Source organism: Pedobacter punctiformis, from assembly GCF_027213715.1.
Classification (GTDB): domain Bacteria; phylum Bacteroidota; class Bacteroidia; order Sphingobacteriales; family Sphingobacteriaceae; genus Pedobacter; species Pedobacter punctiformis.
In genome coordinates this window covers 115,193-139,550 of record NZ_JAPWGM010000001.1, presented here as the reverse complement: position 1 = coordinate 139,550, position 24,358 = coordinate 115,193, and the positions used below count along the sequence as shown (strand labels likewise).

Annotated in this window: 15 protein-coding genes; 6 read left to right on the top strand and 9 right to left on the bottom strand. The window is 36.6% G+C overall.

All coding sequences use genetic code 11. The features are described from left to right. Positions 1 to 37 precede the first annotated feature (37 nt). Positions 38 to 1,372, bottom strand: coding sequence for an MFS transporter (locus O0955_RS00605; RefSeq protein WP_269425604.1), 1,335 nt, complete (start codon positions 1,370 to 1,372; stop codon positions 38 to 40). A gap of 454 nt (positions 1,373 to 1,826) precedes the next feature. Between O0955_RS00605 and O0955_RS00600 the strand changes: the two genes are divergently transcribed. Next, positions 1,827 to 3,695, top strand: coding sequence for a DNA topoisomerase IV subunit B (locus O0955_RS00600; RefSeq protein ID WP_269425603.1), 1,869 nt, complete (start codon positions 1,827 to 1,829; stop codon positions 3,693 to 3,695). Between the two features lie 35 nt (positions 3,696 to 3,730). Further along, on the top strand, positions 3,731 to 5,875 hold the full coding sequence (locus O0955_RS00595) for an ATP-binding protein (RefSeq protein ID WP_269425602.1): 2,145 nt from the start codon (positions 3,731 to 3,733) through the stop codon (positions 5,873 to 5,875). A 58-nt stretch (positions 5,876 to 5,933) separates the two neighbouring features. On the opposite strand, the gene O0955_RS00590 is transcribed toward O0955_RS00595, so the two are convergent. The 3 genes from O0955_RS00590 to O0955_RS00580 are packed head-to-tail and all read right to left on the bottom strand — an operon-like array spanning position 5,934 to position 14,234. Further along, positions 5,934 to 6,941, bottom strand: a complete 1,008-nt coding sequence (locus O0955_RS00590; protein ID WP_269425601.1) for a YihY/virulence factor BrkB family protein — start codon at positions 6,939 to 6,941, stop codon at positions 5,934 to 5,936. An 8-nt stretch (positions 6,942 to 6,949) separates the two neighbouring features. Next, positions 6,950 to 9,265 (bottom strand): translocation and assembly module lipoprotein TamL, encoded by a 2,316-nt coding sequence (gene tamL, locus O0955_RS00585; RefSeq protein ID WP_269425600.1) that lies wholly within the window; start codon positions 9,263 to 9,265, stop codon positions 6,950 to 6,952. Continuing rightward, positions 9,249 to 14,234, bottom strand: a complete 4,986-nt coding sequence (locus O0955_RS00580; RefSeq protein WP_269425599.1) for a translocation/assembly module TamB domain-containing protein — start codon at positions 14,232 to 14,234, stop codon at positions 9,249 to 9,251. The genes tamL and O0955_RS00580 overlap by 17 nt, the downstream gene beginning before the upstream one ends. A 145-nt stretch (positions 14,235 to 14,379) precedes the next feature. On the opposite strand from O0955_RS00580, the gene O0955_RS00575 reads away from it, so the two are divergent. From O0955_RS00575 to O0955_RS00560, 4 genes are all read left to right on the top strand, one after another. After that, a complete protein-coding gene (locus O0955_RS00575; RefSeq protein WP_269425598.1) occupies positions 14,380 to 14,877 on the top strand; it encodes a cytidine deaminase in 498 nt (165 codons plus the stop codon). Positions 14,878 to 15,020: 143 nt separating this feature from the next. Further along, positions 15,021 to 18,002 carry a DNA gyrase/topoisomerase IV subunit A gene (locus O0955_RS00570; protein ID WP_269425597.1) on the top strand — a complete coding sequence of 994 codons (2,982 nt, stop codon included), beginning with the start codon at positions 15,021 to 15,023 and terminating at the stop codon, positions 18,000 to 18,002. Between the two features lie 353 nt (positions 18,003 to 18,355). Then, the gene (gene pnuC, locus O0955_RS00565; protein ID WP_269425596.1) at positions 18,356 to 18,982 is read left to right on the top strand and encodes a nicotinamide riboside transporter PnuC; all 627 of its coding nucleotides are present in this window, start codon (positions 18,356 to 18,358) and stop codon (positions 18,980 to 18,982) included. After that, complete coding sequence (locus O0955_RS00560) at positions 18,982 to 20,067, top strand: acyl-CoA dehydrogenase family protein (RefSeq protein ID WP_269425595.1); 1,086 nt, start codon at positions 18,982 to 18,984, stop codon at positions 20,065 to 20,067. Before pnuC ends, O0955_RS00560 begins: the two co-directional genes overlap by 1 nt. Before the next feature lie 3 nt (positions 20,068 to 20,070). Here the strand turns inward: O0955_RS00560 and msrA are convergent, their stop codons facing one another. From msrA to O0955_RS00535, 5 genes are all read right to left on the bottom strand, one after another. Next, positions 20,071 to 20,613: a peptide-methionine (S)-S-oxide reductase MsrA gene (gene msrA, locus O0955_RS00555; RefSeq protein ID WP_269425594.1), complete on the bottom strand. Its 543-nt coding sequence runs from the start codon at positions 20,611 to 20,613 to the stop codon at positions 20,071 to 20,073. A gap of 141 nt (positions 20,614 to 20,754) precedes the next feature. Continuing rightward, the gene (locus tag O0955_RS00550) at positions 20,755 to 21,798 is read right to left on the bottom strand and encodes a hypothetical protein (protein WP_269425593.1); all 1,044 of its coding nucleotides are present in this window, start codon (positions 21,796 to 21,798) and stop codon (positions 20,755 to 20,757) included. A gap of 95 nt (positions 21,799 to 21,893) precedes the next feature. Further along, the gene (locus tag O0955_RS00545; protein ID WP_269425592.1) at positions 21,894 to 22,775 is read right to left on the bottom strand and encodes an RsmD family RNA methyltransferase; all 882 of its coding nucleotides are present in this window, start codon (positions 22,773 to 22,775) and stop codon (positions 21,894 to 21,896) included. 21 nt (positions 22,776 to 22,796) lie between these two features. Continuing rightward, positions 22,797 to 23,549, bottom strand: coding sequence for an ABC transporter ATP-binding protein (locus tag O0955_RS00540; RefSeq protein ID WP_269425591.1), 753 nt, complete (start codon positions 23,547 to 23,549; stop codon positions 22,797 to 22,799). Further along, a complete protein-coding gene (locus O0955_RS00535) occupies positions 23,549 to 24,283 on the bottom strand; it encodes an MlaE family ABC transporter permease (protein ID WP_131536049.1) in 735 nt (244 codons plus the stop codon). The genes O0955_RS00540 and O0955_RS00535 overlap by 1 nt, the downstream gene beginning before the upstream one ends. Between the last annotated feature and the right edge of the window lie 75 nt (positions 24,284 to 24,358).

Below are 24,358 nucleotides of genomic sequence, written 5' to 3'. Positions count from 1 at the left end.
TTATCTGTCCATGCGTTTTTTTATGCCATTAAATTTATTATTTCTCTTCTTTAAACCTACTGAAAAATAGCAAGGCGACTAAACAAAGTGCGAAGCCAACGATTCCATTTAGCCTTAAACCAAAATCATGTCCGGGATCTTTTCCATAAATAGTAAGCATAGCAAAAACTGCAATCCCAAGTGTTTGCCCCAGCTTTACAAACAGATATTTTACCGCAAAAAACATCCCTTCATGATTTTCACCACTTTCTATCGTATCCTTTTGAGCAATGTCGGCCAGAATTGCATTGGGTAAAATTCCTAAAGCTGCCAGTGGGAAAGAGGCCGAAATAACCAGGATATAAATTTGAGTATAAGGACCGAAAGGTAATTTGCCCAGGAAAAATATGGTTACAAAAATCAGGCAGAGTACGCCGAAAGCAATCAATACAAATGGTTTTTTTCCAATTTTTGCCGATCCGAAATTAACCAATGGATAAAAAAGCAGGGAAGTTATCACCATTGCAGCCATAAATTTTCCGCCGTCCGATTCAGGTAAATCCAATAAAACCGTGCTGAAAAATAATAACCCACTCGAAATAATACTTAACGCAATATAAAAAGCAAAATCAGAAATTAAATAGTACTTGAAATTGCTGTTTCTAAAAGTGTTTTTGATGGCCGGCCAAAGCGGAACATGTGTGGGTTTTGCTGTTGAAAAATCTTTTTCATTAATAAATATAACCGGAATCATCATAACCATTCCCGAAAAGATGCATAAACCCCAGATGGCAAATTGTACGGCCTCGCTTCGGTTTACAACATCGAAATGCTGTTGTACTAAATCTGCAAAATTATTGGTGCAGGCAGATAAAATAATACCCAAAACAAAACCAATTTGCTGATAACTGGATAGCTTCACTTTTTGTTGCGGCGTATGTGTAACCTCTGCTAAAAGTGCATTGTAAGGAATAATATAGGTAGTTACTGAAATAAAAAAGAAACAAAGCATAAACGTAAGCCACCATGCATTTTGTAAACTCTCCGTTTTTTGCAACGGATAAAAAACCAGACTGCAAAAGAGCATGGCCGGTAAAATCGCCCATTTCATAAAAGGCATTCTGCGGCCCTTTTTATTGGTGCTTGCGTCACTCTTTGATGCAATAAAAGGATCAAAAATTGCATCAACCAATCTTCCCGAAGCAGCAATGATAGAGAGGATATTAAAGGCCCCCAATAAAACAAGCTGCGGTACCAGTGGAGACAATCCGGCATTGCTTGGTGGCAGATAGAAATAGGGTAGCATAACGATAATAATGTTCGTCATGATGCTCCAGCCCATCATTCCGGCAGCGTAAGCAATTTCTTGTTTAATAGAGAGCGTTTTGCCCATTATTTACCTTAATTTTTTGTTAAACAATTGGGTTGCAAAATAGACCCCAATTAGCGACATGTGTATACCCAATAAATTACAGGCAATATAAGGGATAATGAACCGGTATTGATTATTTTTTTATCAAGATATACCGTTTTTTGCACAACATAAATATTAAATAATTAAAGTTATTTTTTGTAACATTTAGGTAGAATAAGCCTTGATTTTCTCAGGATATCGTTAAATGTGTATTTGTTGAAATTTTATAGTTGATACCATCACAGATTAAGTTAAATTTGTATAATAATTTTTGCTGATTGGAAATGTAATGAAGCATAATCTTACAAGTCTGAAATGAAAATTATCCCTAAATCATGTCATGTTAAAGTTCAATCCGATCCGGCGTCCCCCGGGATTGATGTTTTGTATAAATGTGCGAGTTTGTTTAATATGACGGTAAATAAAAATATTTATGGCAGAAGTAATATATAATGACGACAGTATCCGATCTCTGGACTGGAAAGAACACATCAGACTTAGACCAGGTATGTATATTGGTAAGCTTGGTGATGGTTCAGCGCAGGATGACGGTATTTATGTTTTATTAAAAGAAATTGTAGATAACTCTATCGATGAGTTTGTAATGGGAACGGGTAAGACCATTGAAATTACCGTTTCTGAACAAAAAGTAAACATTCGTGATTACGGACGGGGCATTCCTTTGGGTAAAGTGATTGATTGTGTAAGTAAAATCAATACTGGTGGTAAGTACGACAGTAATGCCTTTCAGAAATCTGTAGGTTTAAATGGGGTAGGTACCAAAGCAGTAAATGCACTTTCAACAAACTTTGTTGTTCAGTCTTACCGCGATGGAAAAACCAAAAAAGTAGAGTTTTCCAAAGGAGAGATAGTGAGTGAGCAACCGGTTATTGATACAACCCAGCGTAATGGTACCGCTATTACTTTTTATCCTGATGAAAGTATTTTCAGAAACTACCATTATATTCCTGATTTTGTGGAAAGCATGGTTTGGAACTATGTTTTTTTAAATACCGGACTGACCGTAAATTTTAATAATCAAAAATATTTTTCAGAAAGAGGTCTTTACGATTTGCTTTCTAAGTTTAACAAGCCTGAAGAAATCCGTTACCCAATTATTCACATGATTGGAAACGACATTGAAATTGCAATGACACATGGTCAGCAATACGGCGAAGATTACCATTCTTTTGTAAACGGACAACATACTACCCAGGGTGGAACACACCAGGCTGCTTTCAGGGCTGCGGTGGTTAAAACGGTTCGCGAATTTTTTAAGAAGGAATTTGATGCGGCAGATGTACGCTCTTCAATTATTGCGGCCATTTCTGTACGTGTGCAGGAGCCTGTATTCGAATCGCAAACAAAAACAAAATTGGGTTCTCAAAATATGGGCCCCGAAGGTCCGTCGGTTGCAACTTTTATAAACGATTTCGTTAAAAAGGAACTGGATGATTACCTGCATAAACATACTGATGTTGCCGATGCATTGTTGAAAAGGATTATTCAGTCAGAAAGAGAAAGAAAAGACATTGCCGGCATTAAAAAACTGGCCAACGACAGGGCGAAGAAGGCGTCTTTACACAATAAAAAACTGCGTGATTGTAAGGTACACTTTAACAGCACACACGAAAAAAGATACGAAACGACTTTGTTTATTACCGAGGGTGATTCTGCTTCAGGATCGATAACCAAATCCCGTGACGTAGATTGCCAGGCGGTATTTAGTTTGAAGGGTAAGCCTTTAAACTGTTATGAACTGACTAAAAAGGTGGTTTATGAAAACGAAGAATTTAACCTGCTTCAGCATGCTTTAAATATTGAAGATGGTTTAGATGGGTTACATTATAACAATATTGTAATTGCAACAGATGCTGATGTGGATGGCATGCACATTAGGTTGTTAATGATGACATTCTTTCTTCAGTTTTTCCCTGACCTGGTTAAAGCCGGGCATGTTTACATTTTACAAACCCCATTATTCCGTGTTCGCAATAAGAAAGAAACCATCTATTGCTACAGCGATGAAGAAAAAAAGAATGCTATTGAGAAATTGGGAAATAAACCGGAAATCACCAGATTTAAAGGACTTGGAGAAATTTCTCCGGATGAGTTTGGCCTCTTTATTGGTAAAGACATCAGACTTGACCCGGTTATATTAAAAGATCAGACAATTAAAAGTCTTTTGGAATATTATATGGGTAAAAACACGCCCGACAGGCAGCAGCACATTATTAGAAACTTACGTATAGAAAAAGATGAAGTTGCTGAAGAACCTAAAATAATTGAGGATGTAGCTTAACTACGCCAAATAGTTTAACTCTTAAAATTGACGCATTGAAACCCAGAAGAAGCTCTACTGCAAAATACCTGATACTTGTCGTTCTGATCCTTGCAATTTTCGGAATTACGATAGGGCTTTTTGTAAATTTTTCTAAAATCCCGCTATTGCGGTCTGTTAATAAAATTGTACAGGTTCAAAAGGATTTTACAAAACTGGACAGCTGTATTTTTAAGCTTTATAACGCCGAAAATAGCTTTAGAATGTATGTGGTTAATGGTGAAAAAATCTATTATGATTTATTTACCAGTGAAATTAAAGAAGTTTCTTCTTTGATGGATACCATTGAAAAAGACAATCAAAATGAAGGCTTATTGTCTTCTGAATCTTTTGATAGCCTGATTAAGCAGAAACGGGAACGAACTACTCAGTTTATCAATTTAAAAAGGCTATCTGATAGTTTAATTAATTTCTCTGCAGGTGCCGAAAAGCAGGTAAATGAATTAAAACCAAATAATAATAAACTTTTTACGGCCAGACAGTTTAAAAGCATTATTAAAATTGATACCATTAAGCCTGGCACGGTTGCTAAGCCAAAGAAAAAGTTTTTTGGCAGGCTTAAAGCTGCAATTTTCGATAAGGGAACAAATGGTACCGATAGTAGTAAATCTACTATTGTTAAAACGGTTGTGTCAGATGATACCTCTTCTGTGAGTGTAGCTTATAATAATCTTCAGCTTAAAGCCATTAATGACTATTATTTACGACTTTACAGCACCAATAAAAAACTTAAGGATAAAGAAAGAGACCTTTTAGACCTGAACCATTTATTGATTACAAATATTGTAGACGGGCTTAAAAGATATAAACTGAAGGAGAGAAATTATTATTCTTCTGTACAGCAAATTATCAATACGTCGGCATTTGATACCGTAGAAAACCTGGATAATTTTACCACAATTTTATTGGCTTTTGCTATAGGTTTACTGCTGTTTGTTTTCTATATGATTTACAATTTCTACAGAAACGAGAAAGCGCTGATCGATTACAGTAACAAAGCTTCGCTTTATGCTTTATCTAAAAGCAGGTTTCTGGCTAATATGAGCCATGAAATCCGAACGCCTTTAAACTCTATTGTTGGTTTTTCTGAGCAACTTAGTCAGGTAAACTTAGAACCACAACAGAAAGAACAGGTTGGGGCGATTAGAAACTCATCTGTAATGCTTTTGGATGTGGTTAATGATATTTTGGACTTTTCTAAATATGAAACGGGTAAAGTGACTTTAGAAAATGTTCCTTTTTCTCCAAAAATTGCCATTCAGGACGTTTTTGACAGTATGAAGATTCAGGCAACGAAGAAAAAGATAGGTTTCGTTATGAATATGCCTGTTGAAGAAAATGTATACATATTAGGTGACCCACTTCGCTTAAAGCAGGTTGTAATGAACCTTTTAAGTAATGGAATTAAATTTACAAACGAAGGAAGCGTTACATTAACATCAAGCCTGATTAAAAATAGTGATCACTCTGCCTTATTAAAAGTGAGTATTGAGGATACTGGTTTGGGTATAAACCCTGTGGATCAGCGGATTATTTTTGATGAATTTGCACAGGTTTATTATTCTTCAACAAAAGAGAAACAGCAGGGAACAGGGTTGGGGCTTGCCATTTGTAAAAAGATAATAGAATTACAAGGTGGAAGCATTGAGGTTAACAGTGAAGAGGGCAAAGGTTCTACATTTTCTTTTGAACTGCCTTACCAGATTACTGAAAAACCGGAAAAACCGGAACTTACAGATACTCAAACGGGCTTGGAAGTGGAGCTTTTAGCGGGTAAAAGAGTGTTACTGGCAGATGATAACATGTTGAATATTTTATTAGCCAGTACGATTCTTAAAAAGTATCATGTAGTTTTTGATGCGGCTTATAATGGAAAAGAAGCGTTGGAACTCTTTAATGAAAACATTTATGATATTATTTTAACCGATATTCAGATGCCTGAAATGGGTGGTATTGAGCTCACCAATAAAATAAGGAGTTGCGGGGACCCTGCTAAAGAAGTCATCCCGATATTGGGGGTTACAGCTAACGTAATGCAGGAGGACCGTAAAAAATATATTGCTTCAGGAATGAATGATCTTGTATTAAAACCATTTTTAGAACAGGAACTGCTGGCCAAGATGATTCAGTTTTTAAAATAAGCAAAAAAGAAAGGCCTGAGATCACTCAGGCCTTTGTTATTGTGCTGCGATTAACAGGTTAATCTATTTTTGTATCCTCCGGATGTTGAGGAGGAAGAACATCAACTTTTTTCTCAATAATTGTAATTTGCGTATGTACCGCATATTTGCTTGGACTAATCCCGCCATCATACTTTTCTGCATAGGCTTGAGTAAACTCGGCCCCAAAGTACAAAATAATTGAAGTGTAGTAAATCCACAGCAGGATTACAATAATAGAACTTGCCGCCCCAAATGCAGAACCTGGATTGCCTTTTTCAATGTATATACCTATGCCATATTTACCCAAACTAAACAGCAGGGCCGTAAATAAAGCGCCTATAATTGCCGATTTCCATTTAATGTTTACATCAGGTAATACCTTGAAAATAATGGCGAATACAGCGGTAACGGCTGCAATGGTAATTACATTGTTTAAAATATAAATAAGCAAGGCCATGGTATCGTTTGCCACCGGTATCACGTCATCTATTTTACTTTCCGAAAGTAATGAGGCCAGTTTTGACCCCAGACCCACAACCACACTATTAACCACAAGGGATACCAGAAGCAGGAAACCCATGGATACGACAAGTGAAAACGATAAAAGCCTATTGGAAAGCATTTTTAGCCAACCTTTTTTAGGAACGGCTTTTACTTTCCAAATTAGATTAATACTATCCTGAATTTCAATAAAAATAGCCGTAGCACCAATTACCAGGGTTACAATACCAATAATTAAACCAACGGTTGATTGACCAGTTTTATTGGCGTGTTCTACAAAACCCTGTATTTGAGCAGCAGCATCTTTTCCAACCATCTCTGTCACTTCAACAAAAAACCTGTCTTTGGTTTTCATCTTATCACCAAAAAATAAGGTTGCAGCAGATAGTACAATAATAATTAAAGGCGTAAGCGAAAATATGGTGTAATAAGCCAAAGCTGCACTTAGTTTGGTTACACGATCTTCTATAAAACCCTTTCCCGCAGCAACAAATAAATGATAGAGCGCTATAAAAAAATGTTTTATCTTATGTATTAATCTCATTCTATATTTTAAAAAGGGTATCCAATCCCAATATTATAAATTAAATTGTCTTTACGCCATCCTTTATCTCCAAAAGAAACCTGATCAATTACCCAGCGCTGTCCTTCAGGTAAATAGGGTTTTCTAATTGGGAAAGCCACGTCCAGACGGATAACAAAAATGGTTGCATCAACCCGAAGACCTGCACCTGTACCAACCGCCATTTCATTTAAAGCATTTTTAAATTTAAAGCCCGAACCAGGTCTTCCAAGGTTACCCGTTGCCGGGTCGCCTTTATCCTCTTTTCTTAACCAGATATTTCCTGCATCGGCAAATAAAGCACCATATAATATACTCACCAGTTTAAACCTCAACTCCGTATTCAGCATCATTTTAATATCACCTCCCTGATCTGCGAAAGTTGCCGTAGTTGGAACTTTATACGTTCCGGGGCCTAGTGTTCTGGCTGGAAAAGCTCTGATGTCGTTACTTCCCCCGGCAAAAAACTGTCTGACAAATGGTAGTGAAGAACTATTCCCATAGCCGTAACCATAACCCAGATTTAAACGGTTTGCCCAAATTAAGTTCTTTGTAATTTTATAATAGTCTCTTAAATCGGCTTCTACTCTTACAAATTGAGTTAATGGAACATTAAAAATAGATCGTTGGCCTTTCTCATCTTTTGGTACAAATAAACCCCAAACATTGCCGCCGGTTTCAATGCTTCCATTAAAGTAACTATTGTTGCGGCGATTGTCTTCCATTTGGTTGGTATAAGTGAAATTGTAATTACTACCAATAATAAACTGTCTTTCAAGGGTGGTACGTAAAAGAGGGTTGGCCGCATAAAGACTTTTTTCCGTAGAATCATTTGGAAAACCAGGTTTTACAAAATTTATGGAAATTGGGTTAAAAGTATGCTCTTTGTGCAGGTTCTCCTTAAAGTTGTATCCAAATTCTGCTTTAAAGGCGCTTAAATTATACTCCGAACCACGACTTAACAACTGATAAGAAAGAGAGGCAATGGTTTTAGGAATAAAGGCATTGGTGCTGTTCGGTTTGTAAAAGGGAACAATAAATCTTGGGAAAGTTAATTTTCCTTCGGCGGTAAAAGAATACGAGTTTTTCCCCTGTGAAGTTCCTTTAATCTGACTCTCAAAACCCCCGCTTAAACTTACATCCAATTGCTCCGCACCCCTGAAAAGGTTTCTGGTGGTTTGTGTTATTTTAACTTCCGACCCTACAAAATTATTTGATTTACTGGTTCCGGTTACCGAAAATGTTAATGAATTTTTCTTTAAAGGGGTTAAGTAAATATTCAGATTCAGTTCGTTGTTTTTAAAGCTATCCAATGGTAAAAATTCTGCTCTAACATCTTGAAAAGCACCAATATTGACCATTCGGTTTAACGATTGGTTATGATCTTTCCTATTGTATAATTCGCCTTTTTGGAAAAAAACCAATCGATCAAATAAGCGGGGCTTAAAGGTTTTTTTATCATCGTAAATGTTAAAATCGTTATATTCCAAAGGTTTCATTCTTCGCAATGTACTGTCTCTTCTTAACGAATAATTTGGAAAAATATTAATTTCCTTAATCGAATATGGTTTTAAACCTGCATCAGGAGCAATATCTTTAACTTTAACGGTAACATTAACCAACTCTTTGCCAATGGTGCTATCTACCTGCATAATTAAATAATCAGGGCTGAAATAGAAATAGCCGTTTTCCTTTAAATCGTTATCAATCCGAATGCGTTCATTTTTATAGGTATCCAGGTCGTAATAATCTCCAACCTTCAATAAGGTTTTCCCCTTGTTGGCATTGATAATTCTCGTCATGTTTCCGGTGTCTTTCGGAAAAGTAATTTTATTGATCTTATAGCGGGCCCCGGTATTTGCAGTGTAAATGGCTTTACCTTTCTTCCCTTTGATCACGGTATCACCTGTTACAACAGATTGCAAGTAACCTTCGCTAATTAAATAACTTTTTAAAACATCATTGTTGTACTTTAACTTAACATCACTCATTAAAACGGGTGGCTCGCCCTTTCTTCTTAACCAGTTTTTAAATCCTTTTGGTTTTGTGGGTTCGCCTGCCAGATTGTAAATGGCCAGTTTATATTTAATTCCCAGAAATGACTTATTAGGACGAGGTCTGGTTTTACTTTCCAGGTCTTCTTTTACTTGTTTCTGATTGTCAATTTTAGCTGAGGAATCAGGATTAATATTGATTTCTGCACCTGTATATAAAAACTGCCCCGGTTTTAAAGATTTTGTTGTACTACAGCCAGCCCAAACTAAGCAGGCCAGTATAAAAAGGGAAGGTCTAGTTAGTTTTTTCATTTTGCGATTTCTGTTCAATGTTTCGGTTTCTTCTTACTCTCTTTTTTTGAAAAATTTCTCTGAATTTATTATAGTCCACAACCAAAGTAAAGCCCAACCCAGTTTCTATAATCTGGCCTTCTATAATTCCTTCGTTTTGATTGCGTCTGTATGCCCTTAAACGATATCTTCCATCAGCAGAAAGCGCATATTCTACATTAACGTTACCCGCAATGTTGGTTGCGTTTTGCCCCGGTGCCTGTGGCCCTTCTAAACCAAATGAACTACCTACGGTTACCGTCAGGCGATCATTCAGCAGTTTTTTAGATAAACCAACCTCAAGATCAGTTTTTTGCTGCATAGAACCTGTAGAATAATCTTCAGAAGAGTTTACTCCAAAATTGATATCCACTCCCTGAATTAAATCAGAAGCCAGGTTATTCAATTGTTCGGTAAGCAGCTTACTTACACTTGACCGGGCCATTGATGATACACTACCGCCACCGGCTAAACTTTGGAAAGGGTTACTGGCGATAAATCTGTTTAAGGCCAGCAGGGCAAAAACCTGTTTGTTTAATTCGCTTTCATCCCGGTTTACATTCAAAAGTTTGGTATAAACATCGCCACCCAATGCACCTCTTTCATTTTCAGGTAAATCTAATTTAAATGAGATGATCGGTTTTAATAACTCACCCTTCATCATTAAATAAACCTGAAATGGAAGTTTGGTTTTGGCCTGCACATTGGCCGGATCATTTAACAAATCGATTGGTGCAGCATTAACTTCATACAGTGCCGTTAAATTAACATTAGCTGCGGTAGGTTCGCCGGTCCAGATGATGGTACTGCCTTTAACCAGCTTAAATTCTTTCTTTACTACTGCTACCGTCAAATTATAAGAACCATCAACAATTTCATAACGCCCCGTCATGCTAATTTTGCCACTTGGATCCATGGTCGCATTTAAATTGGCATCACCTCTAACTTTAAGTGCATCGCCATTTGTTGGGTCAACCACCACATTTAACTCTGCTTCAGGATCAATGGTAATGGCTGCAACAAGGTTTAAACCTTTAATTGGCGACTTGCTGATGCTGTCAACTTTTAATGCTTTTTGTCCGTTAAATGGTGGAGCATCGGCATCAATAAACTGAACAATACCTTCCTGATCTATAATTGCAGGATCATCGGCAGGCATGGCAAAGAAAAATTTAGTTCCTTTTTCTACCTTAATGTTCATGTTTACACTTGGTTGATTTAAATCTCCACGAATCTTAATGTTACTGGTCAGGTAAACCGTTCCGTAAATCATTTCATTATCCGCCGATGTTGAATTTAATGCCCTGAAATTGTTGGTTCTAATGTCTAAACCAAAACGATAATTTCTGAAGTCTGATGTATAAACCTTACCATTAACCGTTGCCTTTTGATTTAAAGAATCGATCAGGGTAAAATTATTAAAACTGATTCCTTCCTTGGTAAAAGAAACCTTTTCATTTGGCATGCGGAAATAAGAATTAACATAAGCGATGTTTACCCCGGCATTGTTAAAAGTTAAATCGCCTAAAACTTTTGGCGCCGCTAAAGTACCTTTTACAGCAAGCTGGCCAGTAATTGTTCCTGTTCCATTTTTTAATTGCCCCTGTGATAAACTTTCAATATTTTTCAGTTCAACTTTATCAATATTAACCGTTAAATCTAAAGTGCCCTCAGGTGCCGTGTAATAAAAGCCATTGGCCCTTAACTCGTGCACTCCGCTTAAAGCTACATTAACTTCAAAGGCATTTGCCGTGTTGTTGTTTACTGCAACTCTTAAAGTACCCAGTTGATCTTTTTGATAACGAAGCTGATCTACTGTTAAATTGGCCTCAAATTTTGGGGTACCCGCCAAATCTTTAACATTTGCAGTTCCATTTAAACGGCCACCAACCAGTGTAGTATCTGTTTCGGCAAATTTAGTTAAGGTTTCCAGCTGGAAATCTTTATACGTAACATTTAATGGCGCATTGGCTTGGACAGGGTTGCTGTTAACAGATAATGATTGCCCGCTATTACTGATTTCGAATTGATTAACCAAAATACCCGATTGCCCGAACTGAATATAATTTTCAGGCGCTACCACCCATTTCTGATAATCCAGCAAAAGTTTTTGGGGATCTAAACTAAAACGAAAATCCTTGTTAATGGATTGAAAATTACCGCCAATGGTATATTTGTTTTTTAGTTTGCTATCGCGAAGAAATACGTTTACACCCAGGTTGTTGTTGGCCGCATCGCCGCTTATCTCCGTATTGTACAATTGAATAGAAGGGCTTTGAAAGCTTTTAACCGTTAAAGCGTAATCAATTTTATTATTGTTGTTATTGATGTTTAGCCGTGTGCTGTCAACTTTAAAATCGCCGTAAACTACCCCCGGGAAATTTCCGCGAACCAGTAAACTATCTTTTTGTGTATCAATTAAACCATAAAACTGGGCAGGTTTAAATACGGTAAGCTCAGGCACAAAACTTTTTAACAGTTTTGAATCATATACGCGTACAAAAAAACGAAAACGCTGATCAGGGATTTTAGTCACTTCTCCAAAAGTATAATACTTATTAATTTGGTTTATTACAGCACTGCCGAGCTTGGTAAGCTGATATTTGCCATCCACTCTAGCAGATAGTATTTCAGATTTAAGGCTTAACTGACTTTCTGTATCTGTTGTTTTGGCTTTAACCAGAATGGTATCTACATTAAACCTTTGCTGATCTTTAACAATCTGTAAACCCGTAATATCTACTGTTCCATTTAAGTAATCTGCATCGGCTGTACTTAAATCAACTTTAACAAGGCCGGCGGCACTTAAAACGCCTGGTGTAAAATTTAATTCTTTAAGGTTAACCTCTTTTAAATTTAAGTTGGCTTTAACAGCAGGATATTTACCCACCAGATTAACTTTTGCATCTAAATTAAAGTTTGCATTGCTATCTGGCATGTTACTCTTAATGTTAACCTGTTGGTTGCGGTAATCGCCGGCAAGGCTTAAATTACGATAGGTGTATTTATTGTAATAGGCACTTAAAACCTTTGCGTTAAATTTAGCATCAATCTTTTTAGGGTCAATACCTCTTCCAACAACATCAGCTTTTACTGTAATTTTACCCAGTTTGGGCTGCATTTTTAAAAGCCTGCCGACATTAAAATTGTTCAGGTCAACATTGGCTTTATATTTTTCCTGACCTTTGGGCCCGTTCATTGCCGCTACTAATACTGCATTACCCATATCAGTCTGAATATTCAGATTGGTATTGAAATCTGTCATCGAACCTTTAAAATTACCCCTCGCATTAATTACGTTAGGTAAATCTAAATTGGCGGGTAGCGATTTTTTGGGTACTGCCACTAAAATATCACTCTTGGTTAAGTAAAGTTTTTTAATGTTTAAATCCAGAAAGGTTTTTTTAATATCAGGCAAACCTTTGGCTTTCCCACTAATGTCAATCTGAGTGTTTTTTAAGCCGGTAACTTGTAATTTAGGAATGTTCAGGTTGTTTAAATAACCATAAACATCAGCGTTTAACTTAATTTTTTCATTGCGATAACTGGCCGGGATGGCATCACTAAAGAAACTTGCATCTTTTAAGCCAATGGTTGTGTTTTTAAAATTCAGACTCAGTTTTACTTTTTCAGGATGTTTCGTTAAATCATCCATTGAAGTAAAATTAAGTTCTGTAGCGTTCTCAATGGTGGTATTTGGTGTTTTTAAAACAAAATTGCTCAGTTTAATTTGTTTGTCGTTATAAACCGCAAGTCCTTTTAAATCATTTAAAACAAAACCACTCTTTTCTTTTAATGCACCACTTTTTACATTGGCTTTAATTCCGGCGGCACTGTAACTAATATCGCTTGCACCTAAATTTAAAGCATTAATTTTTAAATGATTAAAATCCATGCCTTTGGTTGGTTTCGCCGCCAGGTTATCATACTGGATATTATTATCGGCCAGGCTAATGTTTTTAATTAACAATGCCAATGGCGATTTTTCTACAACAACCGTGTCTTTAACTTTTTTAAGATCATTACTTGGTGCAGGTTTAAAGGCAAAAAGAATATTGGATTTGTTTAGTTTTGCATCATCAACCTCATATTTGCTATTGGTTAAATCTACTTTTAAGTTAACCAGCCCAAGTTCGTTAACATCAGCTACGGCCTTAGTAGTAGAAAGTTGATCGTCGTAACTAACCTTAACATTGCTAAAAGCAAAATCCTGAATTTCTATTAAAGGTAATTTGCCCTGTTCTTTTTGGCTGCTATCCACACTGTTGGTAATGTGTTGTACCAACTGTGTTAATGGTTTTTGTTGCAGGTAATTAAGACTTGTATTTTTTAAACTCAGCTGTTTAATTATGTAATGCTGGTTAGCAAGATCAAAATTTTTAATTTGGGTTTTAAATTCGCCTAAATGTAATTTCACATCATTTCCGGCAACATCATCATGATAAGTAATACCAATATCTTCAAACGAAACTTTATCAATAGAAAATTTGAGGGTAGAAGTAGTGTCTTTATCTACTTTTTCTTCAGGTTTTTTTTGTTCGCTCATAAAAGCGTCAACTAGAAAAGAAAAGTTAAATGTAGTATCCGGTTTAATTCTTCTTACGTTAGCACGTATGTTTTTTAACTCAATGTTATTAACCTCAACGGTGTTTTTTAAAAGCTTAAATAAACTAATGTCAACCGCTAGCTTTTCCGCAAAGAGCAAAGTGTCGCCTTTTCTGTCTTCGATATAAAATTTATTCAGTACAACATCTTTAGGTAAAGCAATTTTTATGCTCTCCAAACTCACTTCAGTTTTTGTTTTGCCTTTTAAATAGTTAATGGCTTTTCCCTTTACAAAATTTTGTACCGCGGGGATATTTAATGATAATGCAAGGGCAACCACTAATATAATAATGCTTGCAACTGTCCAAAGTAAAATTTTTAAACTTTTACGTATGTATTTATTCAAAACTAATTGTGTTTGGTTTTACTAAAAGCTAAAAGTATGCCATGTAAATTAATAAATGGCACGTTTTGTTTTAATAATACAAAAAATAACCTAAATTGTTCGCCCGCTATAAAATTTAACAGAGCGGGTTGAAAAATTATTAATTATGAAATTAGTAGATCTAAATATATCATACGAGCATTATACCGGTATTGAGGAGTTAAATGAAGAAGATAAAGCATTGTGCGAAATGTCAGAACAGGCATTAAGCAGCTCCTATTCGCCTTATTCAAAATTTAGAGTGGGTACAGCCATTAAGCTGGCATCCGGAGAAATTGTTTTGGGCAGTAACCAGGAAAATGTGGCCTATCCATCCGGCTTATGTGCCGAAAGGGTAGCCCTTTTTACCATTGGCGTTACACACCCTGATGCTGTGGTAGAAAGTATGGCCATTACTGCACAAACAGATTCTTTCGAAATTACAAAACCCATAACTTCTTGCGGAGCATGTTTACAGGTTATGTCCGAATTTGAGAAAAAGCAAAATAAACCTATTCAAGTGCTGTTTTATTGTCTTAATGGCGAAGTTTTAAAAGTTAATGGTGTAAAAAGCCTATTGCCTTTTGTTTTTGTTGAAGACAGATTGGTGATGCCAAGACTGTAATTTTAAACGGTTTTACAAAATTCGGTAAATAATATGTTTTAAAAGCTGCTGAAACTGTGGATTTATGGCACAATGTGAATAATCTGTATTCACGCTGTGCAATCATTTTTATTATATTTACAGCTGCCAATTTTTGTAAATAGATGAGTGAAGAATTAGACCAAAACGTAAACGACACCAACCTGCCGGATGGACAGGATCATAAACATACCATAACACCAATTAACGGTTTATATGAAAACTGGTTCCTCGATTATGCTTCTTATGTAATTCTTGATCGGGCTGTACCGCATATTCATGATGGATTAAAGCCTGTTCAGCGGCGCATTATGCACTCGCTTAAGGAAATGGACGATGGACGTTTTAATAAGGCGGCCAACGTTATTGGCAACACCATGAAATACCACCCGCATGGTGATGCATCTATTGGCGATGCGATGGTGCAGATTGGACAAAAAGATTTACTAATCGATTGTCAGGGTAACTGGGGCGATCCGGTTACTGGCGATAGTGCTGCTGCTCCACGTTACATTGAGGCCCGTTTATCAAAATTTGCCAATGATGTTGTATTTAATGCAGATACCACCGTTTGGCAGTTAAGTTATGATGGACGTAACAATGAACCGGTTACACTACCGGTTAAATTCCCGTTATTATTAGCGCAGGGTGCCGAAGGTATTGCTGTAGGTTTGGCGACGAAGGTGATGCCGCATAATTTTATCGAATTGCTCGATGCATCGATAGAAGCTTTAAAAGGCGTGCGTCCGGATATATTGCCTGATTTCTTTACGGGCGGAATGGCCGACTTTTCAAATTATAATGAAGGACAACGTGGAGGCAAAATTCGGGTCAGGGCAAAAATTACCGAAAAAGATAAAAAGACTTTAGTGATTTCTGAAGTTCCGTTTAGTACCACAACAGGCTCTGTAATTGATAGTATTTTATCTGCCAATGATAAAGGTAAAATCAAGATCAAGAAGATTGAAGATAATACCGCCGCAAATGTAGAAATTGTAGTGCACCTGGCGCCAGGAATTTCGCCTGATGTTACGATTGACGCTTTATATGCTTTTACCGCCTGCGAGGTTTCTATTTCGCCAAATACCTGTATTATTCAGGGAGATAAGCCACACTTTTTAAGTGTAAACGATATCTTAATTGAAAATACAAAACACACTAAAAACTTATTGAAAAAAGAATTGGAAATTCGTCTGCACGAGTTGCAGGAAAAGATTTTCTTCAGTTCTTTATTAAAAATATTTATTCAGGAGGGGATGTATAAAAATCCTGAATATGAAAATTCAACTGATTTTGACAAAGTAGTTGAAGTTTTACACATTTTATTTGATCCGTTTAAGCCTTCACTTTACCGTGAAATTTTACCGGAAGATTTCAAAAAGTTAATCGATAAGCCAATGAGTAGCATCACACGTTTTGATGTGAAAAAGGCCGATGAGCAAATGAAAAACCTGGAAGATGAAATTAAGGTGGTTAAAAATCATTTAAAACATCTCACCGATTATGCCATTGCCTGGTTTCAGAAACTGAAAGATAAATATGGCAAGGGAAGGGAACGTAAAACCGAAATTCGTCTTTTTGATCGTGTGGAAGCTGCAAAAGTAGCTTTAGCCAACATTAAGTTATACATGAACCGGGAGGATGGTTTTATTGGTTCTGGTTTACGTAAAGACGAATTTGTTGCAGATTGTTCAGATATCGATGAAATTATCGTGTTCCGCGAAGATGGTAAGTGCATCATCACCAAAGTGGCAGATAAAACCTTTGTAGGTAAAGGAATTATTCATGCACAGGTATTTAAGAAAAATGATGAGCGTACCATTTACAACATGATTTATAAAGATGGTGCAAGCGGTACAGCTTACATTAAACGTTTTGCTGTTGTTGGAGTTACCCGCGATAAAGAATACGATTTAACCAAAGGTTCTAAAGGCTCAAAGGTTTTATATTTTACAGCCAATCCAAACGGAGAGGCTGAAGTTGTCAATATCGCTTTAAAACCACATTCTAAACTGCGTAAGTTGCAGTTTGACCAGGATTTTGCCGAAGTGGCTATAAAAGGCCGTGGTTCGCAGGGCAATATTATTTCTAAATATCCGGTTAAAAAAATCATTTTAAAGAGCAAAGGTGTTTCAACCTTATCAGGATTAAAAATCTGGTATGATGATTTATTAAAGCGTTTAAATGTGGATGGACGCGGTAAGTATTTGGGCGAGTTTGATGGTGATGATAAAATACTGCAGATTAATAAGGACGGTTATTATGAGCTAAGTTCTTTTGAGCTAAGTAATCACTTTGACGACGGCCTGATTTTAATTCAAAAATTTGATCCTGAAAAGGTTTTTGCTGCGGTACATTACGATGGAAAAGCTCAAAATTATTTTGTTAAACGCTTTACTTTCGAATCCCAATCTGTTGGTAAAAAGATATATTTTATTAGTGAAGAGCCAAAATCAAGGCTGTTATTTTTAACCGCTAACCCTACAGCAAAAATCATCGTTGATATATTAAAAGGTAAAACCCAAATTCCTGAAACATTAGATTTGGTTTTAGCTGAATTAATTGATGTAAAAGGACTAAAGGCAAATGGCAATCGTTTATCTCCACACGACGTTCAAAAAGTGGTTTTAGAAGAACCTGAAGAGGAAATCGCTGAAATACCCGAAGTTGAAGGACCTGATGAGGATGAAAGTGAAAATAATGAAGGGCCGGAAACTGCCGAAGAGGAAATTATTGATGAGGTTCGGGCAGAAACACCAGAACAAGAAGTAGAAAAGCCTGCTGCTAAACAACCTAAGCCAGTGATAGAAAAAACTACTGATCGGGTTGATAAAATTGATGAACCAGCTAAAAAAGAAGTTGAGAAACCTGTTGTTAATCAACCTGAGCCAGTGATAGAAAGACCTGCTGAGCCAGCTGTTCAAATTGATGAACCAGTTAAAAAAGAAGCAGAAAAACCTGTAGCAGAACCGCCAGTAACAAAACCGGAACCTGTTAAAAAGGAAGCACCTAAAGTTGAAGAAAAACCGATTAAGAAAATTGATTTCGAGATCACCAATCCAAATGATATTGAAATTGATGATAAGGGGCAGCTGGGGTTATTTTAATCTGCTTTTTACAGCATAAATCTATCAAATGGTTCGTGTTCACGGACCATTTGTTTTTAAGAGTAAACATATTGTTATTCTTTAAATCTTAATTCTTCAATTTAAAAATTATATTTGTCCTGCTCATAGGGGTGCTGATGCTGACGCAATTTCTGTTGCTCACATTGGCTGAGATTATACCCATTTTAAGTAGAAAGGCAAAAGGATGTGTAATTCACAAACTTTTATCTTAAACCTTAAATGCACCTGATTCGGATAATGCCGGCGTAGGGAAGAGGTTAATTACAATGCTGTTCGCCCCTGTAACAGTTTTTACTAATTTTTATAAGCTGTAAAAGCAAATCAAACGGTAAATGATAAATTTCCAAGAATGGGGCAACCTGTTTCTGAATCAAATTGTGCAAACCTCTATAATCGAATGGCTTGCAGTGGGTTTTGGGATTTCAGAGGTGTTACTGGCAAAGCGCAACAACATCTGGTTATATCCAACAGGTATAATTTCCATTTGCCTGTCCATGTTTCTATTATTTAAGGTAAACCTTTATGCCGAAACTTTGCTTAACATTTATTATCTGGTAATGAGCGTTTATGGATGGATCATATGGAAAAAGCGAAAAGAAGATAATGGCGTGCAGGTTTCGTGGTCATCTACAGCAGAAATAACCATCGCATTGCTGATTTCTTTTGCTGGCTTCGGATTTCTTTATGTTGTATTAAAACGGTTCACAAATTCTGACGTACCCATCTGGGATGCATTCGTTTCTTCTACAGCCTGGGCCGGAATGTGGTTGCTGGCTAAACGAAAGATAGAGAATTGGATATTCCTTAACATCTCAAATATTGTAGCCATTCCATTATTTATCCATAAAAAACTGGCCATGTTTGCTGTATTAACAACTATACTGTTTATTGTAGCCATTTTTGGTTTTATCGATTGGAAAAGGATTTACAACAAGAAAAAATTAGACCCTGCATTATAATGGAACAAATATTAACCACAAACTGGCAGGAAAAGATAATGGAATATGCAGCTGATTCGGAAGAAATGGGTGCATTACATCCGGAAATTTTAGAACTGGCTTATCAGGAAGATTGGTTTAAGTTGTTTGTTCCGGAAGTGTATGGTGGGCCCGGAAAAAAATTACCCGAAATTTTAAGGTTGGAAGAATCTCTGGCTGAAGCTGATGGAAGTTTGGGCTGGACCATTACACTTTGCAGCGGAGCAGGCTGGTTTGCAGGTTTTCTTGATCCTGATTTGGCTAAAGAGGTTTTTGCAGATCGGAAAGTTTGTTTTGCAGGTAGCGGAGCTGTTGGTGGTACTGCAATTAAAACAGCACAGGGTTATCTGGTAAATGGCCATTGGAAATATGCAAGTGGCGCACTTCATGCTACAATATTTACGGCTAATTGTGCTTTGAAAAACGAAAAGGATGAAGATATTTTAGATGAAAATGGGGAGCCGGAAATAAAATCTTTCATTTTAAAAAAAGAAGAAGTAAATATATTACCCGGTTGGTCTTATTTCGGTTTAATTGCAACCGGAAGTCATGCTTTTGAAGTGCAGAATTTAAATGTACCTGAAAACCGTACTTTTAAAATTAATGAACACATCAGTGTGGCTGATGAGGGTTTTGATTACCCTTTTTTGCAGCTTGCAGAAACCACACTTGCTGTAAACAGTCTGGGTATGGCAAAGCATTTCATCAGCCTGGTTGAAAATTCTTTTTATTCCAGGTCTGGATTAAAAAGATATAATGAAAAACAAATTACCTATTTCAAATCAGAATTAAATCGTTGTAAAACCGAGCTGCTTTCCGTTAGAAAAGAATTTTACTCCGTTTTTGATGAATCGTGGTCTCAGTTAATCCGTAGCAGGAAAATTGATGTTAATAAACTGGATGAAGTGAGCACTTTAAGCCGGAAATTAGCACATACAGGCAGAAGAGTTGCTGATACTTTGTTTATTTATTGTGGATTGGAGGCGGCTAGAAAGGAAACGGAAATTAACCGGGTTTGGAGGGATTTGCATACCGCAAGCCAGCATGCATTACTCACTTTTGAGTAATGATTATTCTAAAAATTCAGGCTTTATTTTTTCTTTAAAATCAGCAGTAAACTTGTTTAACTTCGGTTGAATAACAAAAGCGCAATAAGGCTTACTTTGATTTTCGCTAAAGTAGTTTTGGTGGTAATCTTCAGCTTCGTAAAACTCAGAAACCGGTGTAATTTCAGTTATAATCGGCTGATCAAAAACTAACTGCCTGGTAAGCTCGTCAATCATTTCCTCTGCCTGTTTTTTTTGCTCGGGATTATCGTAGAAAATTACCGAACGATATTGTGTGCCGATATCATTGCCCTGTTTGTTTAACGTTGTTGGATTATGGGTTTTAAAAAAAATAAGTAAAAGCTCCTGGAAGCTAATGATTGTTTCATCAAATTGAATTTGAATAACTTCCGCATGACCGGTATCGCCATTACAAATTTCCATATAGGTAGGGTGCTTTAACTCACCTCCCATATAACCTGATGTTACTTGATTTACACCATTTAAGGTTTGAAATACGGCTTCGGTGCACCAAAAGCATCCTCCACCAAATGTTGCTGTTTGCATAGTCTAATTTAACATAAAATTAAGGTATAATGTTTTTCAAACGTATATAAAAAAACCTCGTAAAAATAATATTTACGAGGTCGTGATAATTAATGTGTGTTTTTTCCTAAAAGCTTTATAAGCTCCTAAAAAAGACTGCCTTTATTGATATTGAATGTATATCGGTTTTGGTGTAAGTTTTAATAACTCTTCAGGCGTTAATAAACGTTTTGGCTCTTTCTTCAAGTCATTTTTATAAAACAACTTGAATCCTGTGAATTGTACGGGTTCAGAATAGATGAAGTGACGATACGTTCCTTTTTTCAATTCAGGCTCACCCCATCCATCCATGTGCATTACAATTTGAACTTCAGGTCTTAATTTTATGTTCTGATAATTGGTAACCATTTTTTTAGTAAAGCGGTGTACGGTGAAAACCTTTGGAGGCAGGTTGTATTTTTTTACCATATCTGCTAAATAACCAGATACATAATTGATATCTGCTGCATCATACGTTCCGATTTTTTTACCCGGTAAAGTTCCATCTTTCATAGAAAATTCAGGGTCAATACCTAAATGTACATAAGGCAATTGCAGGTATTTTTCAATATGAGGCAATTCTGCTTTTATGTTACTCAAAGCAACCTGCAAGTCTAAAAATACGATGGTTCCAGGCTGCATTTTTGCGATAGATAAAACAGAATCAATTTGTTTATTACCCATTCGGTTGATGTATTTACCATCTTTACCCGGCGTACCGCTTGCAACTGCTGCAATATAATGTAAGCCTGGTTGTACCGGAGTGGAAGGATCTGCTTTTTCCCAGTGTTTTACTTCGGCATTTAAACGCTGCCACATTTCTTTTGGCGCATATTCTCCAAGTGCACCCATTTTTTTTGAATGTAAATTGCCATAATACACAACAATACGTTTAAACGGTAAAATTGCACCCGCCAATGGAATAGGTTGCTTTTTTACCGGCCATTTTCCAGTCGTATCGCCATTTGCCAGTTTACGGTTTAATGAATCATAAAGTTTTGGATCAACGGGTTTCATTACAACAGCTGCTGAATCTGTTTTCTTTTTAGTCGTATCAGAAGAAAATATTTTACCGACGCTGCTTTTTCCGTCCGAATTACAGTTGGCGAATAAGCTGATGGCGGCAAACCCAAGTATTAGTGTGCCCGCTAATTGTGGAAATTTCATAAATTTAATAATAGTTTTTTTAAGCGTTAAGATGGTTTTCCCAATTGATGAAAGTAGATGGGATAACTGATAATTCAAAATAAAGTAATTAACATTTACACATTACAGAATTTGCCGAAAACGCCCAAAGGAAGTTTTATGCCTGCGGTTGCCTGTAAGTACAATTCTCCGGTTTCAAGATTTTTTACCTGAGGGAAGGATGTCCGGATCAGATTTTCTACAATAACAGAAGAAAATCCCAATGAATAGGTGTTCAGGATTAAAAAGTGCTCTTTTTCATCCAGAAGCTGAACCACATCCTGCATCATTTCCTGAATATGATCTTCCAGTTTCCACTTCTCGCCATTCGGACCATGTCCGTAAGCAGGTGGATCTAAAATAATGCCGTTGTATTTTTTACCTCTTTTAAGCTCCTTTTTAACAAACTTCAAGGCATCTTCAACCATCCAGCGGGTATTTTTCAATCCCGAAAGCTCCTGATTTTCATTGGCCCAGGTTACAACCTGTTTAATTGAATCAACGTGAGTGGTTTCTGCACCGGCAGCATTAGCAATTAATGACGCCGCACCCGTGTAGGCGAAAAGGTTTAATACTTTTGGTTGTGGTGTTTTAAATTTTTTAATAGATGAGGAAATGAAATCCCAGTTAACTGCTTGCTCGGGAAAAACGCCAACATGTTTAAAGGAAGTTAAACCCAGACGAAGTTTAATGGCAACTTCGTTGTTTTTATATTCAACATGCCAACGGTCTGGGATAGACTGATTTTTCTTTACCCACTCACCTGATGTAGCAGAGCGGCCTCTAAAAGTAATGTTAGCAGTTTTTTTCCATTCCTGTTCTGATAACGTTTTTTTCCAGACTGCCTGAGGCTCTGGTCTGATTAAAATAACGTTTCCAAAACGTTCTAATTTTTCAAAATCCCCGCAATCAATCAGTTCGTAGTCTTTCCAGTGGGTGGGGGCAAGTAATTGTATCATTTATAAAAAGCGATTATTTATCTAAAACTTATCTTTTGCAGCCTTCATAAAACGACTGGCAAATACAAAGTCATTTAGTTCCTGAATATCGGTATGGGCAATTTCTTTATTGCTTCCTTCCCAGAATTTTTTTCCTTCATGCAAAAATAAAATATAATCACCAATACCCATAACAGAGTTCATATCATGGGTTACAACAATGGTTGTTGTTTTATATTCTTCGGTAATTTCTTTAATCAACTCATCAATTACAATTGATGTTTTTGGATCTAATCCGGAGTTTGGTTCATCACAAAACAAATATTTTGGATTCATGGCAATTGCACGGGCAATACCCACACGCTTTTTCATCCCTCCGGATAATTCTGCAGGAAACAATTTATTCTTGCCTTCCAGGTTTACCCTTTCCAGACAAAAATTTACCCTTTCCAATTTTTCTTTTCTCGATTGATCGGTAAACATATTTAAAGGAAACATAATGTTTTCTTCGACCGTCATACTGTCAAATAAAGCCGATCCCTGAAAAAGCATGCCGATTTCCTTACGAACTTCGATACGTTCTTCATAAGTCATTGGCGTAAAATCACGGCCATCATATAATACAGAGCCCGAATCAGGCTGGTGCAAACCAACCATACATTTAAGTAAGGTTGTTTTTCCTGAGCCCGAACCACCGATAATTAAATTGGTAACCCCTTCTTCAAACTTACCGGAAATGCCTTTTAATACATCATTACCGGAAAATGATTTATAAATATCTTTAATCTCTATCATTACAATAACAATTGGGTTACGATATAATCGCAAGCTAAAATAGAAATACAGCTAATTACAACCGCTCTTGTACTGGCCTGCGAAACTTCCAGGGCACCACCTTTAACATAAAAACCTTCGTATGCAGGTACCGAGGTAATAATAAAACCAAATACAAAAGCTTTAACCAGCGCTACAACTATGGTGTAAGGGTTAAAATCAGTTGTAATACCTTGTAAATACTCATTAGGAGTAACGGCACCGGAAACTGAACCACCGATATAACCACCTGTAATACTTAAAAACATAGAAATGATAACCAGCATGGGTACCATTGTAATACCTGAGATGATTTTAGGTAAAATTAAATAACCCGGTGCATTAATACCCATAATTTCAAGGGCATCAATTTGTTCGGTTACCCGCATAGACCCAATTTCTGATGAAATGGCTGATCCGATTTTTCCGGCAAGCACAATTGCGCTAATGGTTGGACTAAGTTCCAGTATACTTGAATCCCGGTTAACAGAACCGATAATGGTTTTAGGAATAAAATCACTCACCAGCTGGAAAGCGATTTGCAAAGTCATTACCGCACCAATAAAGGTTGATATAATAGCAATAAGCCCTAAGGAGCCCACACCAACATAATCCATTTGCTTGGCAATTTCCTTAAGATATATCTTTAGCTTCTCCGGCCTTCTGAATACAGATTTGAGTAGCAGGATGTATCTGCCAAAATTGGTGAAATTCATTCCGTATAGTTTTGCTTAATTTAAATGTTAAATCTATAATCCTACAAAGAAACGATAAATAATTTGTAGGCCTTT